Source organism: Comamonas brasiliensis (assembly GCF_018292285.1).
In the GTDB taxonomy this organism is placed as follows: domain Bacteria; phylum Pseudomonadota; class Gammaproteobacteria; order Burkholderiales; family Burkholderiaceae_C; genus Comamonas; species Comamonas brasiliensis.
Window position 1 is genome coordinate 427100 of sequence record NZ_JAANES010000003.1, and the last position, 15282, is coordinate 442381.

General features: G+C 63.1%; 13 protein-coding genes. 9 read left to right on the forward strand and 4 right to left on the reverse strand.

What is annotated here, in order from left to right; translation table 11 throughout:
- Positions 1-37 precede the first annotated feature (37 nt).
- The gene (hrcA, locus tag DJFAAGMI_RS14595; RefSeq protein WP_043003449.1) at positions 38-1045 is read right to left on the reverse strand and encodes a heat-inducible transcriptional repressor HrcA; all 1008 of its coding nucleotides are present in this window, start codon (positions 1043-1045) and stop codon (positions 38-40) included.
- Between the two features lie 29 nt (positions 1046-1074).
- Here hrcA and DJFAAGMI_RS14600 point away from each other — a divergent pair, with 29 nt between their 5' ends.
- From DJFAAGMI_RS14600 to DJFAAGMI_RS14630, 7 genes are all read left to right on the forward strand, one after another.
- The gene (locus DJFAAGMI_RS14600; protein WP_003058424.1) at positions 1075-1974 is read left to right on the forward strand and encodes an NAD kinase; all 900 of its coding nucleotides are present in this window, start codon (positions 1075-1077) and stop codon (positions 1972-1974) included.
- A gap of 2 nt (positions 1975-1976) precedes the next feature.
- Positions 1977-3734: a DNA repair protein RecN gene (gene recN, locus DJFAAGMI_RS14605; protein ID WP_211457676.1), complete on the forward strand. Its 1758-nt coding sequence runs from the start codon at positions 1977-1979 to the stop codon at positions 3732-3734.
- A 4-nt stretch (positions 3735-3738) separates the two neighbouring features.
- Positions 3739-4662, forward strand: a complete 924-nt coding sequence (gene rapZ / locus DJFAAGMI_RS14610; RefSeq protein ID WP_211457677.1) for an RNase adapter RapZ — start codon at positions 3739-3741, stop codon at positions 4660-4662.
- Positions 4663-4691: 29 nt separating this feature from the next.
- Positions 4692-5375: a winged helix-turn-helix domain-containing protein gene (locus tag DJFAAGMI_RS14615; RefSeq protein WP_211457952.1), complete on the forward strand. Its 684-nt coding sequence runs from the start codon at positions 4692-4694 to the stop codon at positions 5373-5375.
- Positions 5376-5380: 5 nt separating this feature from the next.
- The gene (gene creC, locus DJFAAGMI_RS14620; RefSeq protein WP_211457678.1) at positions 5381-6835 is read left to right on the forward strand and encodes a two-component system sensor histidine kinase CreC; all 1455 of its coding nucleotides are present in this window, start codon (positions 5381-5383) and stop codon (positions 6833-6835) included.
- A gap of 107 nt (positions 6836-6942) precedes the next feature.
- Positions 6943-8367 (forward strand): cell envelope integrity protein CreD, encoded by a 1425-nt coding sequence (gene creD / locus DJFAAGMI_RS14625; RefSeq protein WP_211457679.1) that lies wholly within the window; start codon positions 6943-6945, stop codon positions 8365-8367.
- Positions 8364-8645, forward strand: a complete 282-nt coding sequence (locus DJFAAGMI_RS14630; protein ID WP_211457680.1) for a hypothetical protein — start codon at positions 8364-8366, stop codon at positions 8643-8645. Before creD ends, DJFAAGMI_RS14630 begins: the two co-directional genes overlap by 4 nt.
- A gap of 63 nt (positions 8646-8708) precedes the next feature.
- Here DJFAAGMI_RS14630 and mutY read toward each other — a convergent pair whose 3' ends face one another.
- From mutY to mutM, 3 genes are all read right to left on the reverse strand, one after another.
- Positions 8709-9776 carry an A/G-specific adenine glycosylase gene (mutY, locus tag DJFAAGMI_RS14635; RefSeq protein WP_211457681.1) on the reverse strand — a complete coding sequence of 356 codons (1068 nt, stop codon included), beginning with the start codon at positions 9774-9776 and terminating at the stop codon, positions 8709-8711.
- A gap of 4 nt (positions 9777-9780) precedes the next feature.
- Positions 9781-11778, reverse strand: coding sequence for a dynamin family protein (locus tag DJFAAGMI_RS14640; RefSeq protein ID WP_211457682.1), 1998 nt, complete (start codon positions 11776-11778; stop codon positions 9781-9783).
- Positions 11779-12044: 266 nt separating this feature from the next.
- Positions 12045-12884: a bifunctional DNA-formamidopyrimidine glycosylase/DNA-(apurinic or apyrimidinic site) lyase gene (gene mutM / locus DJFAAGMI_RS14645; protein ID WP_211457683.1), complete on the reverse strand. Its 840-nt coding sequence runs from the start codon at positions 12882-12884 to the stop codon at positions 12045-12047.
- A 50-nt stretch (positions 12885-12934) separates the two neighbouring features.
- On the opposite strand from mutM, the gene DJFAAGMI_RS14650 reads away from it, so the two are divergent.
- Together DJFAAGMI_RS14650 and DJFAAGMI_RS14655 are read left to right on the forward strand one after the other, a co-directional pair.
- Positions 12935-14722: a tetratricopeptide repeat protein gene (locus DJFAAGMI_RS14650; RefSeq protein WP_211457684.1), complete on the forward strand. Its 1788-nt coding sequence runs from the start codon at positions 12935-12937 to the stop codon at positions 14720-14722.
- Complete coding sequence (locus DJFAAGMI_RS14655; RefSeq protein WP_211457685.1) at positions 14719-15240, forward strand: lipoprotein insertase outer membrane protein LolB; 522 nt, start codon at positions 14719-14721, stop codon at positions 15238-15240. The genes DJFAAGMI_RS14650 and DJFAAGMI_RS14655 overlap by 4 nt, the downstream gene beginning before the upstream one ends.
- The last annotated feature ends 42 nt before the right edge of the window (positions 15241-15282 follow it).

The following is a 15282-nucleotide window of genomic DNA, read 5'->3' on the forward strand; positions in this document are numbered from 1 at the left end:
CGTGGCTGCCACCAGAAAAACTTCGCCATTGTAGGGCCTAACGCTTGTGACTCAGAGCATTGCTCACCAGTTTGGATGTGATATCGACAATCTGGATCATCTTGTCGTAGTGCATGCGCGTGGGACCGATCACCCCCAGGGTGCCGACCACCTTGCCGTCAAGCTCATAGGGAGCGCTCACTACGGACAAGTCTTCAAACGGTACGGTCTGGCTCTCGCCGCCGATATAGATGCGCACGCCATCGGCCTGATTGGAGAAGTCCAGCAGCCGAAGAATCTGCGTTTTCTGCTCGAACAGGTCGAAAGCACGGCGCAGATTGCCCATGTCGCTGGAAAAATCGCTCACCGACAGCAGATTGCGTTCGCCGGCAATCACCACATCCTCGCGATCGTGGTGGCTCATGACTTCGGCGCCAACGTTCACCGCCGCCTGCATGAGGCTGGCAACCTGGCCCCGCAATTGCTCCACCTCGGTCTGCAGCCGCGCGCGCACCTCCTCCATTGTCAAACCGGCGTAATGGTGATTGAGGAAATTCGAGGCTTCTATCAGTTGCGAGGACTCGTAATCCACATCCGTGAAGATCACGCGGTTTTGCACATCGCCTTCGGGCGAGACGATGATGACCAGAAAGCGCCGCTCCGACAGGCGCACGAACTCGATATGCTTGAAGACGGAGCTGCGACGCGGCACCATGACCACACCCACAAACTGGGAGAGGTTGGAAAGCAGGTTGGCCGCATTGGCGATCACCTTCTGCGGCTGTTCGGGGATCAGGCCGGGCGTTACAAGATCGGAGCGGTCCACGGTCAGCATGGTATCGACAAACAGGCGGTATCCCCTGGCTGTCGGCACGCGGCCTGCCGATGTGTGAGGGCTGATGATCAGACCCATCTCTTCCAGGTCGGCCATCACGTTGCGTATGGTGGCAGGCGACAATTCAAGCCCGGACGCACGTGAAAGAGTGCGCGAGCCGACTGGTTGACCGTCAGCGATGTAACGCTCGATCAGCGCTTTGAGCAATAACTTGGCACGTTCGTCGAGCATGATTTCATTTTAATGATGTAATTTCCCAGATGACATCCACGTTCCACCATATTGCCCTGATCGGCAAGTACCACACACCGGCAGCAGGGGTTCCGTCCGACGCGGCCAGCGAAGCACTGCAACGGATTGCCGGTTATGTGCGCAGCATGGGTTGTGAGGTGATTCTGGATACCCAGTCAGCCATCTATGCGGGCCTGCCCGATTACCCGAGCATGGACGTGGACGGCCTGGGCAAGCATTGCGACCTCGGCCTGGTGGTGGGCGGCGACGGCACCATGCTGGGCGTGTGCCGCCATCTGGCGCGCTATGGCACGCCGCTGGTCGGCATCAACCAGGGCCGCCTGGGGTTTGTCACCGATATCGCCCTGGATGAATTCGAAGCCTCCATCACGCCCATCCTGCAGGGCGAGTACGAGGAAGACGAACGCACGCTGATGAATGCTCGCGTCATGCGCGACGGCCAGTGCGTGTTTGAAGCCCAGGCCATGAATGACGTGGTGGTCAACCGTGGGTCAACCTCGGGCATGGTGGAGCTGCGCATCGAGGTCGGTGGCAGCTTTGTCTCCAACCAGCGCGCCGACGGCTTGATCGTGGCCACTCCCACGGGCTCCACCGCCTATGCGCTCTCGGCCGGCGGCCCCATGCTGCACCCCTCGATTCCGGCCTGGGTGATGGTGCCCATCGCTCCGCACAACCTCTCCAACCGCCCCATCGTGCTCTCCGACGCCCAGGAGGTGACTATCGAGGTGGTGGGCGGCCGTGGCGATGCCAGCGCGAACTTTGACATGCAGTCTCTGAAATCACTGCAGCATGGCGACCGCATCCTGGTGACCCGCGCCGATCACAGCGTGCACTTTCTGCACCCCAAGGGCTGGAACTACTTCGACACCCTGCGCAAAAAGCTGGGCTGGAACGAGGGAGGCGTCTGACCATGGCGTTGAAGCGCATCGTCCTGCGGGACTTTGTGATTGTTCAGTCACTCGATCTGGACTGGCAGACCGGCTTCACGGTGCTGACCGGCGAAACCGGCGCCGGCAAATCCATCATGCTCGATGCCCTGCAGCTGGTGCTGGGCGCACGCGCCGATGCACAGGTGGTGCGCGAAGGCTGTCCCCAGGCCGATATCTGCGCCGAGTTCGATTGCCCCCCTCACCTGCACGAATGGCTGGAAGAGTCGGGTTTTGCGCAGGAGCAGGATTTGCTGCTGCGCCGCGTCATAGACAGCCTGGGCCGCAGCCGCGCCTGGATCAATGGCTCGCCCGCCACGGCCACACAGCTGCGCCATCTGGGCGATCAGCTGATCGACATTCATGGCCAGCATGCCTGGCAAAGCCTGACCCGCCCGGACGCGGCGCGCGCCATGCTGGATACCTACGGCGGTATTGAAACCGCCCAGCTCAAGTCGCTTTGGCAGGACTGGCGCCAGAGCCATCAGGCTCTGGAGCAGGCGCTTTCGGCCCAGGACAATCTGCAGCGCGAGCGAGAGCGATTGCAATGGCAGATCTCCGAGCTGGACAAGCTGTCGCCGCGCGCCGAAGAATGGGATGAGCTCAACGCCCAGCACACGCGCCTGTCGCACGCGCAGACCTTGATGGACTCGGCCCAGTCCTGCCTGCAGCTGCTGGAAGATGACGATGCGGGAGCGGCCACCCCGTTGGGCAGAGCCCACCACCTGCTGCAGGATCAGGAGCATCTGGAGCCCGAGTTTCAGAGCATTGCCGACGTGCTCGGCTCCTGTGTGGCCCAGTTGCACGATGCCCGCCACTCGCTGCAGGCCTATCTGCGCCGCGCCGACCTGGACCCCGAACTGCTGGCCGATCTCGACGAACGCCTGTCGCTGTGGATGCAGCTGGCGCGCCGCTACAAGCGCACGCCCGAAGAATTGCCCGCCCTGCTCGAAGGCTGGAAGCAGGAGCTGCACCAGCTGGATGCCGCCGTCGATGTCGAGGGCCTGCGCGCCAAAGAGCAGGCTGCCCATCTCAAATATCAGACAGAGGCGCGCAAAATTTCGCAGCAGCGCACCCTGGCTGCGCCACGCCTGTCACGCGCCATCACCCAGTCCATGCAAAGTCTGGGTATGAAGGGCGGCCGTTTCGAAGTACAGCTGGAGCATGCCGAAGCCGCCAGCCCGGCCGGCACGGACGGTATCACCTTTCTCGTGGCCGGCCATACCGGCGCCACGCCCAAGCCCGTGGCCAAGGTGGCATCAGGCGGCGAGCTGTCGCGCATCTCGCTGGCCATTGCGGTGACCACCAGCGAGCTGGGCCAGGCCGGGACCTTGATCTTTGACGAGGTGGACTCCGGCGTCGGCGGCGCCGTGGCCGAAACTGTGGGCCGCCTCATGCACTCTCTCGGCGGGTCGCGCCAGGTGCTGGCCGTCACCCACCTGCCCCAGGTCGCTGCCTACGCAGACCAGCATTACCGGGTGACCAAGCGCCCCAAGTCCAACACCACCATCAGCAGCGTGGACCCGCTGGCGGGCGAAGAGCGCGAGATGGAAATGGCCCGCATGCTGGGCGGCGAGCATCTGTCCGAAGCAACCATGGCCCATGCCAGAGAAATGCTGGCCATGGCAAGATTGCCTGCAAAGCAGGCCGCCAACAGCGCCCTGCGTTCGTCGACCACCCCGGCCCGAAGTGCCAAGGCCAGCACGGCAGCCCGCAAGAGCGGCAAAGTCAGAGGAGTTTGAAATCATGTCCATGGAGATTGTTCTGATCAGCGGCATGTCCGGATCGGGCAAATCCGTTGCGCTGCACGCGCTGGAAGATGCTGGCTACTACTGCGTCGACAACCTGCCCCCGGAATTGCTGCAGTCCTTTGTGGAGCTCAAGCTCAACCACCAGGACGAGAAAGTGGCCATTGCGATGGATGCACGCAGCGCCAAGGGCCTGCCCCAGCTGCCTGACCAGCTGCATCGCCTGAAAAAGCAGGGGCTGATGCCACGCATGATCTTTCTCGACGCCGACAGCGGCACTCTGATCAGGCGCTTTTCGGAAACCCGCAGGCGCCACCCTCTGTCCCCTGGCTCCCTGACCAACGAGCGCCAGGCACTGGAGCTCGATATCGAAAAGGAGCGGGAGCTGCTGGGCCTGCTGCGCGACCGCTCCATCGTCATCGACACCGGGGACCTCAAGTCGGCTCAGCTGCAAAGCTATATCAAGCAGATCATCGAAGCACCGGCAGGACAGATGACGCTGATGTTCCAGTCCTTTGGATTCAAGCACAGCATGCCCATCGACTCGGACTATGTGTTTGACGTGCGCATGCTGCCCAACCCCTTCTACGACAAGGAACTGCGTGCCTTGACGGGCCTGGACAAGCCGGTTTCCGACTATCTGGGAGCCCTGCCCGAGGTGCAGCAGATGCAGCTGGACATACAGCAGTTCCTCGAACGCTGGCTGCCGCTGCTGGCCAGAGACCACCGCAGCTATGTCACCGTGGGCATAGGCTGCACGGGCGGGCAGCACCGCTCGGTCTTTCTCGTCGAAGCCCTTGCCAGGCATTTCGAGAAGCAGTGGCCCACCGTGCGCCGCCACCGCTCACTGGATTTCCGCGACAAGTTCATCCAGGTCTCTCAACAGTTCCTGGCCCCGGAAGCCGTCCACCCGATCAGCTGACCCGCATGCTCAGCCCTCAGACGTCAGCCATGCATGTGCTGCTGCTCGAAGACGACCCAGCCATTGCACGAACGGTTTGCTACGCTCTGGAGCGCGAGGGCATTGCCGTCACCCACAGCCTGCTGATCGCCGATGCGCGCCAGCAATGGAGCAGGACACCGTTTGATGTCCTGCTCATGGACGTGGGCCTGCCCGACGGCAACGGCCTGGACTGGTGCCGCGAGCTGCGCTCTGCCGGCTCCATTGTTCCGGTGCTGGTGCTCAGTGCCAGAGGCGAGGAGATGGACAAGGTTCTGGGCCTGGAGCTGGGGGCGGACGACTATCTGACCAAGCCCTTCAGCCCGCGCGAGCTGCTGGCGCGCACCCGTGCCCTGCTGCGCCGTTCCAGGCAATTTCAGCCTGCAGCGCCCACCCAGCTTGCGAAGACACTTCAAATAGATGAGCAAGGCCAACGGGCGCTGATCCACAGCAGGGCACTGGATCTGACAAGGCGCGAATATCAGCTGCTGCAGAGCCTGGTCAACGCGGCCGGCCGCATCCTGAGCCGCGATGCCTTGCTGGAGCAAATCTGGGGGCTGGACAGCGAGAGCACGGACCGCACGGTGGACACCCACATCAAGACCCTGCGCGCCAAACTGCGCGAGCGTTTGCCCGATCAGGAACTCATCGTCACCCACCGCGGTCTGGGCTATAGCCTGAACCAGCCCGGATAGCCGGTATGCGTCTGGGCTTGCGTCTCTTCTTTGCCTTCTTCCTGATCAACGGCCTGGCCGCCTTTTTCGTGCTGCGCGTCTTCATGGTGGAGATCAAGCCCAGCGTGCGCAAGGTGACCGAGGACACGCTGGTGGAAACCGCCTATGCGCTGGCCACGCTGGCCAGTGCCGACATGGAAAAAGGCCGGCTGCAAGCCGGTGCGGACAGCGCCTTTGCCACCCAGCTGCAGGGCTACACGCAAAAGCCGATACAGGCCTGGATCTGGGACACACGCAAGACCACGCTGGATATGCGCATCACCGTCACCGACGCCCGGGGCATGGTACTGTTCGACTCTCAGGGCAAGGACCAGGGCGCCGACTACTCGCGCTGGCGCGATGTCTATCTGACGCTGCGTGGTGAATATGGCGCACGCACCACGCGAGCCGTCAAGGAGGACGAATCCAGCAGCGTCATGTATGTCTCCGCGCCCATCATGGTGGACGGCCAGATTGCCGGGGTGCTGACCGCCTCCAAGCCCTCCAGCTCGGTACAGAAAATCGTCGACAGCGCGGAGCAGAAGATTCTGCGCGGCGGCCTGCTGTTTGTGCTGCTGTCCGCCGCCGTGGGCTGTGCGGTGACCTGGTGGTTTGTGCTTCACGTGCGCCGGCTGCGCAACTATGCACAGCAGGTGCAGGCCCCCACGCTCAACGAGTCTGCCCACCCCGCACAGGCCTCGGCTCCTGCGGCCATACCCGACATGCCCGGCGAGCTGGGCGAGCTGGCCCAGGCCATGGACAATATGCGCAAGCGCCTGGAAGGGCGCGACTATATCGAGGGCTATGTACGCGCCCTGACCCACGAACTCAAAAGCCCGGTGGCCGCCATACGCGGCGCAGGCGAGTTGCTGCAGGAAGAGCTGCCGCCCCAGGACCGGGCCATGTTTGCCAGACAGGTGGTGGACCAGAGCCTGCGTCTGCAGAACCTGATCGACCAACTGCTCCAGCTCAGCCGTCTCGAGCAGCGCCAGCAACTGGACACCCGCCATGGCTGCAGCCTGATGGAATGTGCCCTGCAAGCCATGAACTCCTTGCAAAGCCATGCCGAGCAACGCGGCATTGCCATGCGCCTGAACGGCGTGGACAGCAGCGGCCCCTGGGAGGCCGGCCTGGTCACTCTGGCCATCAGCAATCTGCTGCAAAACGCCCTGGATTTCTCTGCAGAGAACAGCGTGATCGAGCTTGATCTGGCCCCGCACCGCATCACAGTCAGCGATCGGGGCCCGGGCGTGGCCGAGCCCTTGCTGGCCCGTCTGGGCGAGCGTTTCTTCACGACTCCCAGACCCAACGGAGAGCGCAGCGGCACCGGACTGGGCCTGTCCATCGTCACCCGCATCATGCATCTTCATGGCGGCAGGATGCAGGTGGCAAATCGACATCCCGGCCTTGCCGTGACACTGGATTTCGCTCCCGAAAGCTAGGCAGCCAGAGCTTTCAAGCAGGACTTCACACCCGCTTCACAGACTTCATTGCGTCCACACAGTCGCTGCCGACACTGCGTCCTGAAATCCCTCATTCAGGAGCACGCATGAAAAACCGACTGCTGTTCAAGACAGTCTCACTGCTGATCGTTCTGGCCTTGCTCATGGCCGGCCTGTCCATGATTCAGGATGTGGTGAAAGACCGCATCCGCAACCGCGACTATGCCGTGCAAAGCGTGGTCTCCAGCCTGGCCGGCACCCAGACGCTGATCGGCCCGGCCCTGGTGCAGAACTGCACGGAAACCACCAGCACGACCAATGGCAAGAAAATCGAATACAGCACACGGGAATTCCAGCGCATGCTGCTGCCCGACACGCTCAACCACGATGCCAATGCCAAGATGGAGGAGCGCTCGCGCGGCCTGCATCACATCAACACCTATGTGCTGCACGACCAGATATCGGCCGGCTTTGCCAATCCCGCGCAGTATGCCGAGCTGCCCAAGCCCAGCGAGCCCAATGCCGTGGTGCGCTGCAAGAAGGTCCTTGTGGCATTTGCGCTCAGCGACCCGCGCGGCATCCGCAGCGCGACGCTGCAGGCCAACGGCCAGGATCTGGCGGTCGAATCCGGCACGCCGCTGGAGCGCTACGGCAAAGGCATTCAGGCCGAGATTGATGCCAGCCTGCTGAAAAAAGGCGAAGCCCTGAACCTGGACCTCAAGCTGCAGCTGCTGGGCACGGAGCAGCTCGCCTTCAGCCCCATCGCCACAGAAAGCAAGGTCACGCTGACTGCCGACTGGCCTCATCCCTCTTTTGGCGGCAGCTTTCTACCCAGTCGACGCGAGGTGACGGACAGTGGCTTTACCGCCAGCTGGGAGCTGTCCTCGCTGGCCACCTCTGCCAGCACGGCCTTCACCCGCCAGCAACGTCTTTGCAGCCCCGGCTACTGGGGCAGCTCGGAAACCTATGCAGCCTCGGCAGCCCGCGGCCATGGCGACAGCGGCCCCTGCCTCGAAACCATGGACACGGAGTTCGTCAACCCGGTCAATGTCTACTCGCTGAGCGAGCGCGCTACCAAGTACGGCATTCTTTTTGTGATCCTGACCTTTGTCGCGGTCGGTCTGTTCGAAGTCATGAAAAAGCTGCGCGTTCACCCCGTGCAGTACCTGCTGGTCGGCTCTGCCTTGTGCAGCTTCTTCCTGTTGCTCATCAGCCTGTCCGAACACCTGGGCTTTGCCACGGCCTATGCGATTGCTGCCAGCTCCTGCGTGGCTCTGCTGGCCTTCTATGCCAGCCATATTCTGGGCAGCATCAGACGCGGCCTGCCGTTCGCGATTGCCATCTCGGCCCTGTACGGCCTGCTGTATGTACTGCTGCAGCTGGAGCAGACTGCTCTGGTCGTCGGCTCCATCGCCCTGTTCGGCGTGCTGGCCCTGGTCATGATCTGCACCCGCCATGTGGACTGGTACGCGTTTGGACGCAGCGAGAGCGACGTGCCGGACAAGTCTTCGAAACAGGAGGAGGCTGCATGAGCCAGTCACGACACACCCCACAGGCTCAGGCCTTGCTGAACGTTTCGTCGCGCCATCTGCTCGGCAAGCCTTGCCAGCTCAGCGTGCAGCAATACCAGCAACTCTGGCTGAACGCACAGAGCCAAGGCGACCGCAGGGCGCAGCAAGCCCTGCGCCAGCAGGTGGTGGCCGCGGGCCGGCAATTGCAGGCGCAGCGCAGCAACCCGCAGGCCAGGGCCCTGTGGCTGGCCTTGATGGGGCTTCGCTGCTCCATGCTGATGCCCAGATTGCGCTTCTGAAACCTGCAGCCATGAAAAAAGGTGACGCCGGCCGTCACCTTTTTTCATTCATGCGGCAGGCGCTCAGGCCAGCTCGGCGTCAAGCAGCTTGCGGATCGGAGCCGGCAGACCCAGCTCGGCCCACGCCGCTGCATCCGCCCAGCAGGATTCATCGGACTCTGACACCAGAGCGGCATGGGCCTGATCGACGGGCACCAGAACCGGATGCAGGTGCAGGTCCTTGTGGGTCAGCACATGCAGAAAGCCTGGAAGATCCTGCCAGCTCCGGGTCCCGTCCTGAGACCAGGCAGCCTGCGCATGGCTTTGCAGTGCCGCATAGTCTTCAAAGACCGGTGGGCTGTAAAGCCCGGCCCAGATACCGGCTTGCGGACGCTTTTGCAGCCATACGCGGCGCTGCGCATCCACCGCCAGCAGGAGCCACCAGGACTCGGAGCTGCGCTTGATCTTGCGCGTGCGCACAGGATAGTTCTCCGGGTTGCCGGCGCGGGCCGCCCGGCATTCGGAATGCAGGGGGCACACCAGGCAAGTGGGCTTGCGCGATGTGCAGACGCTGGCGCCCAGATCCATCATGCCCTGGGTGTAGCGCGGCATGGCTTCGTGCAGATTCTCGGTGGGGCACAGTTGCTGTGCATATTCCCACAGCTGCTTTTCATTTCTGGACTGCGCCAGATCCGCATCAAACGCCAGCACCCGCGTGAGAACACGGCGCACGTTGGCATCCAGAATCGGCACCCGCTCTGAAAAGCAGAATGATGAAATGGCACCGGCCGTGGAACGGCCAATGCCTGGCAGGGTCGCCAGCTCTTCGGCCGTTTGCGGAAAGGCCCCGCCCCATTGCTGCATCACGGTCTGTGCGCATTTGTGCAGATTACGCGCGCGGCTGTAGTAGCCCAGGCCGCTCCAGAGTGCCAGCACGGCATCCTGAGGGGCGGCAGCCAGGCTGGCCACATCGGGAAAGGCATCCAGAAAACGCTGGTAGTAGCCCAGCACGGTGCTGACCTGGGTCTGCTGCAGCATGATTTCGGACAGCCAGACGCGGTAAGGATCACGGGTCTGCTGCCAGGGCAGATGATTGCGGCCATGACTGGCCTGCCACTGCACGACGGCGGTGGCAATCGAAGGGAGAGTCAAGATTTCAGGCTACCAGGTTGATGTCCAGCGGCATGGAAGCGACTGCCGGCCGCCCTGCACCGAGCGGATCCAGCAACTGCGCCGATGCGCTGGTCAGCTGTGTCTGCAGCGCTGCGAGGCGGGTTTGCGCATTCTCCATGTCGGCAATGCGCTCCTCCAGCTCCGTGGCAGCGCCGCTGATGCGGTCCACCGCTTCCAGGCGGCGCGTGTAACTGCGTTTACGTTCGCGCAATTGTGCATCGACCGGCGCAGTCAGTGATTTGCTCCACATCTCCACATCGTTCGATGCCGCTTCGAACACCGTGCGCAGACGCAGCGCCAGCGCCTTGATCAGGCGCTGCGAAAAATCGGCGCTGCTGAGCTTGAGAGCGCTGCTCAACCCAAGGTACTGGGTGTAGCTGCCCTCGATGCCGCGCAAGTCGTCCCTGAACTCGGACAGCACCAGTTGCGGCGGCGTCTGCAGGGAGAAACCGAACTCCGCATTGAGCTCCTTGAACGAGGCACTCATCATGGTCTGGATTTCATCGGCCTGGACCTGCACCCTGGCAGCCACGGCATGCAGACGCCCGAAGGTCTGCTCATAGACATTGCGCAGGCCCAGTTTGAGCCCGCGCTGATCCAGGGTCTCTTTGAGCTCCGACAGCTCGGCCTTCAACGTGGTCGAACTCAACAGCTGGAAAAGCTCCTTGAGCATGCGCATATGGATGTTGCGCATGGCCTGGATGCGGCTGGCGCTCTGGTCGAACTCCCTGTGCTCGGCCTCGATGCGGGAGCGCATGCTGGCGATCACCGTCGCATTCTTGCCGCGCAGACCGCAAAGTTCGGCCAGCTGATCATCGAGATCGCCGCGGCGCATATTGATGACGCGCTCCACCTGCGACTGCAGCTGCTGCACATTGGTGCGCATGGCGGTCTGCAGCACTTTCTGGCGCTGCCCCATGATGCCGTTGGCCAGCAGATCCTCGAAGGCGGGCAGGCCGCTGGCCTGAAGCAGGCTGTCGTTGTGCCCCACCTTGGCCACCAGCCCCTTCTGGGCCGAGACGGGCAGCACGCGCTCCAGCGCCACCCCCAGCAACTGGGCCGAGTCCTGCTGCTGGCGGCGCAGCTGAGCCTGCACCTGGGCACCGGAGCTCAGGCTGTCCCACAGCGTATCCACCTTGTTGAGCACCACCAGACGCGACGCAGCCAGCGCTTCGTCGTCCCCGACCTTGCCTGCCCCTGCCGGCAGCACATGGTCGCGCCAGATGGCCAGATCGGACTTGGTCACGCCGGTATCGGCCCCAAGCACAAAGACCACGGCATGCGCCTGGGGTATCAGATTGACCGTCAGCTCCGGCTCGGCCCCCACGGCATTCAGCCCGGGGGTGTCGAGAATCACCAGCCCCTGCTTGAGCAGAGGGTGAGGCATATTGATCAGGGCATGGCGCCACATGGGCACTTCGACCCAGCCGTCGGCATCGACCATGGGGTTGTCGGCAGTCTCGTCGTCATGCCAGAAGCCCCAGGCCCTGGCCTGGTCGATGGAGACCTTGCGCACCTCGGCAACCTTGGCCAGGGTGTCCGCAATCTGCTGCGCATTGGCGATATCCAGCGGGTGCTGCACCCAGGCATCGGCGCGCATGCGCCACTGGCCCAGACTCTCCGGCGACTCTCTGGTATCGATGGGCAACAGACGCAGGCAGGGCGGCAGCTCGGGCTCCCAGCCCAGCTCCGCCGGACACATGGTGGTGCGACCAGCGCTGGCCGGCATCAGCCGGCGGCCGTAATGGGCGAAGAAGACGGCATTGATCAGCTCGGACTTGCCACGCGAGAACTCGGCCACAAAGGCCACCATGACCTTGTCCGAGCGCATCTGCTCTTCCAGCCTCTGCAAGCGCTCCTGCACCGAGGCGTCCAGCAGATCCTGGGCAATCAACCATTCACGCAAATCCTGCAGCTGGGTGGCAAAGCCTCGTCGCCACGCGCCATACTGACCGAACTGCTCGTTGAATGAAGCTGACACATCTACCCCTCTTGTTTGTCTGAGTCGGCAAGCCAGACAAGGCTGGCCGCCTGATCAATATATAGCATTGCCCCTTGACGGCATCTACGGCTCTTCCAGAGTCCGGCCTGATATTTATCACTGTGAAGTATCTGCGCTCGGCGGCACGGAACAGCGCCCGTCCCGATGCATTGACGACAGCTCCGAGACATATCAGGTCCGGCCTGGAATTGTGACGTCAAAACGGGGTGTAACGCATACTCAAGCTAAGGTATTTGCTATCAAATTCAGAGAGTTTTCGCGGCCTTCTGGCAGCTGGCGCAGTAAAACGTACTGCGCTGCCCCTGGCGCATGAGCCGTATGGCTGCGCCGCAATGCGTGCAGGGCAGGCCATCGCGGCCATAGACCTGGGCCTGCAGCTGGAAATGTCCTTCCATGCCGTTGGCAGCGGAAAAGTCGCGCAAGGTGGTGCCGCCTTTTTCCACAGCCATGGCCAGCACGGCGCGAATGGCCTCATACAAAGCCCTGACCTTGCGCGCCCCCACATCGCGCGCCGGGGTTGCCGGGTGAATACGCGACAGAAACAGCACCTCGGAGGCATAGATATTGCCGACACCCACAACCACGCTGCCGCTGAGCAGCAACTGCTTGATGGGAGAACGGCTGGCGGCCAGCCCGGCCTTGAAGGCCGCCAGCGTGAACCCCTCGCTCAACGGCTCCATGCCGAGATGGTCAAGCAGCTTGCGCGCCAGGGCATCGCTCTCGCCCGGAACATAGACCACGGCACCGAAGCGGCGCGGATCATGCAGGCGCAGCAAGCCGCGCGATGTCTGCAGGTCGAAGTGATCATGCGGCCCGCCATCGCCCAACGGTTCCTCGTCACGGCCCACGAAGCGCAGACTGCCCGACATCCCCAGGTGCATGAGCAGCAGGCCTTCACTCAGGTCCACCAGCAGATACTTGCCGCGTCTGCGCACCCCCAGCACCACTCTGCCAGCAAGCGCCTGCGGCTGCAGGCCCAGAGGCCAGCGCAGGGGCTTTCCCAAGGTGGCGGCTTCAATCTGCGCGCCCGCAATACGGTCTGCAAAAGAGCGGCGCGTGACCTCGACTTCGGGTAACTCAGGCATGCAATCTCTTCTTCGCCAAGTGTTCAACAAGCTTGGATTATTATGAGCCGATGGTTCATCCTCTACGTTTTCAGGGACTCGCCGTGGCTGCCGTTGTGGCCATGGGATCGGCAATCGCATCCGCCCAGCCTGCCGACCCGCCGCCCCAGCAGGACAAGATCGAGCAAAGCACCGATCTCGAACGGGCCGCCGAGCGTGAGAATGAGCAAGCGGCCCTGTCTGCCGAGCTGTTCTACGAGATTCTGGTGGGAGAGATGGCCGCCCAGGAAGGCGCCCTCACCGACGCCCAGGCCCTGATGATGGAAGCGGCGCGCAGCAGCAACAACGAAAACCTCTATCGCCGCGCCACCGAGCTTGCCGTCCAGTCCCGCTCGGGTGACCGCGCCCTGCGCAATGCCCGCGCCTGGCTGGAGGCCTACCCCGAGTCACGCGCCGCCAATCGCGCCGTGCTGCGCATCCTGGTGGTGATGAACCGCATCGCAGACTCGGCCAGCTATCTGCGCCGCGAGGTCGAGCTGACCCCGCAAGCCAATCGCAGCGCCACCTTCCTGGCCATCACCCAGCTCTACAACAATGCCTCGGACAAGCCCCTGGCCGCCGATGTGGTCGAGCAGGCGCTGGAGATCGACCTCAAGGACCCGCAGAATGGCCCCATGGCCTGGGCGACCATAGGTCATATGCGCCTGATTGCCGGCCAGAAGCCTGCCGCACTGCAAGCCTTGCAGAACGGCGCCAAGCTGAGCCCCGAATCAGGCGCCATCGCCTTGCTGGCAATGGAGCTACTGGAATCGGGCTCGGCCGAAGTGGAGCCGCTGGTCAAGCGCTATCTGGAAAAGAATCACTCGCCGCAGTTGCGCCTGACCTATACCCGCGTGCTGCTGGGACAAAAGCGCAATGCCGATGCCAAGAACCAGTTGCAGCTCATCACCCGCGAAGCGCCCGAGTTCCCCGAAGCCTGGGCCATGCTCGCCAATCTGCAACTGCAGGACAACGAGCTGGATGCTGCCGACACATCCCTGACACAGTTCAGCTCCCTGCTGCCCAAACTGCCTGAAGGCGTGGGCCGCTCCGCCGGCGAATCCCAGCTCTATCTGCTCAGGGCCGATCTGGCAGAAAAACGCCAGCGCTACGATGAAGCCGACATCTATCTGCAGCGCATCCCCAACTCCGCCAACCTGCTCAGCGTGCAGGCCCGCCGCGCCGATCTGCTGGCCCGCCAGGGCAAGGTGAAGGAAGCTCGCGCTCTGATCCAGGCCATTCCGGCCAACGGTCCCAACCAGAAGCGCCTCAAGCAGATTGCCGAGGTGCAGTTGCTGCGCGATGCCGGTCTGAACAAGGAAGCCTATGCACTGCAGGCCCAGTTGCTGAGCCAGTTCCCCGATGATGTGGAACTGGCCTACGACACTGCCATGCTGGCAGAAAGAGCCGGCAATTTCAGCGAGATGGAGCGCCTGCTGCGCGACATCATCAAGCGCGCTCCCGACTTCAAGCATGCATACAACGCACTGGGCTACTCCTATGCGGATCGCAATATCAAGCTGGAAGAAGCCCAGACCCTGATACAGACTGCTCTGGACATGGAACCCGGCGACCCATTCATCACCGACAGCCTGGGCTGGGTGAATTTCCGCCGAGGCAATCTGAACGAAGCCGAGAAGCTGCTGGAGCAGGCCTATGCCAAGCGCCAGGATGCAGAGATTGCCGCCCACCTGGGAGAAGTCCTGTGGGCCCTGGGCAAGCAGGACCGCGCCCAGCTCGTATGGCGCCAGGGCCTGAAGGCGGACAGCAGCAATGACACGCTGCTGGAAACACTCAAACGCCTCAAAGTGACGCCATGAAGCGCCGCCCGACCTTCTTGAAGATGCTTCCGGCCCTCGGGCTGGCTCTGGGAGCGGTCATGCTCGGCGGCTGCGCCCAGCCCGTGCGGCAGCTGCAGCTCGATGCGACGGCCAGCCACCACTGGTCCGGCCGCATGGCGCTACAGGTTCAGGATGCTCAGCAACAATCCTTCAGCGCCGGCTTCGAGTTGCAAGGTCAGCCCGAAAGCGGCACCTTGCTGGTCTTCAACCCCCTGGGCTCCATCATGGCCCGGCTCCAATGGACACGTGCCGGAGCCACCTTGCAGCAGGGCGATCAGATCACCCAGTCCGACTCCCTGCCCGAACTCATCAGCCGGATGACCGGCAGCGAAATCCCCGTTGCAGCCCTGTTCGACTGGCTGCAAGGCAGAAACACTGCCGTCAGCGGCTGGCAAACCGATCTTTCCCGCATCGGTGAAGGCCGCCTGCGCGCCGACCGCACCAGCCCGCCCCCCGAGGCTTCCTTGCGCATTGTTCTCGACCAGGACGCCCGCTGACCCGCCAGCAGCCCGGCACCATCGCCGCACCGTTTTTTTGAC